This is a genomic window from Rhizobium sp. 05L419 (assembly GCF_056397845.1).
Genome location: NZ_JBFTOF010000069.1, coordinates 1 through 1936 on the forward strand (window position 1 = coordinate 1; position 1936 = coordinate 1936).

A 1936-nucleotide genomic window follows, 5' to 3' on the forward strand; every position below is an offset into this window, starting at 1 on the left:
ATCGGGTAGGAGGAAGTTTTTCGGCTCCCTCCCCCCACACCACCGTGCGTACGGTTCCGTACACGGCGGTTCATCGAGCGTGATTTAGGCGGTGGAGTTCCTGTTGTAAAGAAAGCAGCCCGAGTTGGTCGAAGAAGGCTTTTCGGTAGGCATCGTTCATGTGGCTGGCTCCGGCATTCCACCAAGGGCCACGGCCGTTTACGGCCGAGTCACGTGCCCGTTGTTCCGTCAGGCCTCGCTGCATCAGCCGCATGGCGCGCGTGGCCGGTTTCTTCCATTGCCGCCACAGGATGCAGCGCAACCTGCGCCGCAGCCAGCCGTCCAGTTCCTCAAGTATCCCCTTGACCTCGGTCAGCCGGAAATAGGCCATCCAGCCACGCAGGGTTGGGGTGAGGTCTTTGATGGTAGCGCCAAGGGCACGACCGCGCCCGGTACGGAAGGCCGCCTTGAGCTTTCCCTTGAGCCGCACCACACTAGACGCCGCAATCCGTAGACGCGGCGCCTTGTGGAAGGTCATGGTATAGCCAAGAAACGTGCGCTTCCACGGTCGATCCACGGCGCTTTTGGCACCGTTGACCGTGAGCTTCAGCCGTTCGGCAAGGAAGCGGGTGAGCGAAGCCATAACCCGCTCGCCGGCACGCTGTGACTGCACGTATATGTTACAGTCGTCAGCGTAGCGGCAGAAGGCATGGCCACGTCGTTCCAGCTCCTTGTCGAGATCATCGAGCAGGACGTTCGATAGCAGCGGCGAGAGTGGACCGCCTTGCGGGGTCCCCTCGTTGCGGGCCGTCTCGATCCCGCCCGTCATCAAACCGGCTTGCAGGTAACGGCGGATGAGCCGCAGCACCTGCTTGTCTTTAACCTTGCGTGCCACGCGTGCCATCAGGACATCGTGGTTCACTCGGTCGAAGAACTTCTCCAGATCAAGATCGACCACGAAACGACGACCACTGGTCACATGGGACCGGGCGGCCAGAACCGCGTCGTGGGCGCTCCGCCCCGGCCGGAAGCCGTAGGAGGAGGCAGAGAAGTCCGGGTCGAAGATCGGCATCAGCACCTGATGCATCGCCTGCTGGATAAGCCGATCCAGAGCGGTGGGGATACCCAATTGCCGCATCCCTTTGCCGCCGGGCTTGGGGATTTCCACCCCGCGCACCGGCGCCGGCCTGTAACGGTCCGCCAGCAGGTCTTCCTTGATGCGCGGCCAGTGTTCCGCAAGGTATGGCTTCAGTTGGTCCACCGTCATCTTATCGATGCCCGGCGCACCCTTGTTCGCCACCACCCGGCGGTAGGCCGCCATCATGTTCTCGCGGCTGAGGATCGTCTCCATCAGTCGCTCATTCGCCTCCGGTCGAGAGGATGACGGTCTTGCCGTGGTGTCTGATGCACCCAATACCTGCCCTCGCGGCTTCCGGCCGCTACTCTCGGCATGGGCACGGAGCATCTCAACTCCGTCTTCTGCGTCTGTTCTCACCATCGAAAGACCGGCCTCCGTCCGGCACTCCATGTTCGGCCCTTCACCGTTCGGTCCGGCTACTACGGCGTCTGCTGACCCCTGCCGCCCCATCCCGACGCCTTGCGACGCCGGTAGCACACCTGAAACCAGGGGCAGGTCGGCAGGTCTCCCGGGGTAAGACGCGTGACCTTCATGCCATATACCTGTCGCATCTACGCCCGCATCCTCCGGGTGATATTGGACTTCAGGTTTCATGGCCCCCTCGTCCGGATGCGACCGCCTCATATGCGCTTCCTGTTCGTCAGGCCGGCACTTTGCCTCCAGCTTCCTTCAGACCTTATCTCGCGATAACGCCCTTGCTGTTTGGCTAACGGTTCCCATCACCAGGGCCCGTAGAGGACTTGCACCTCCAAGTCGTCGACCGGATACCATCCCGGTCAAACAGTGCTTACGCACAACGCGCCATGCCTGGCGCACCAT

Annotated in this window: 2 protein-coding genes; both read right to left on the bottom strand. The window is 62.2% G+C overall.

What is annotated here, in order from left to right; genetic code table 11:
* Positions 1–70 precede the first annotated feature (70 nt).
* Entirely contained in the window at positions 71–1330 is a 1260-nt protein-coding gene (gene ltrA / locus AC1DMK_RS30945) for a group II intron reverse transcriptase/maturase (RefSeq protein ID WP_477864029.1), read from the bottom strand.
* 206 nt (positions 1331–1536) lie between these two features.
* The gene (locus AC1DMK_RS30950; RefSeq protein WP_477864030.1) at positions 1537–1668 is read right to left on the bottom strand and encodes a hypothetical protein; all 132 of its coding nucleotides are present in this window, start codon (positions 1666–1668) and stop codon (positions 1537–1539) included.
* Positions 1669–1936: the final 268 nt, after the last annotated feature.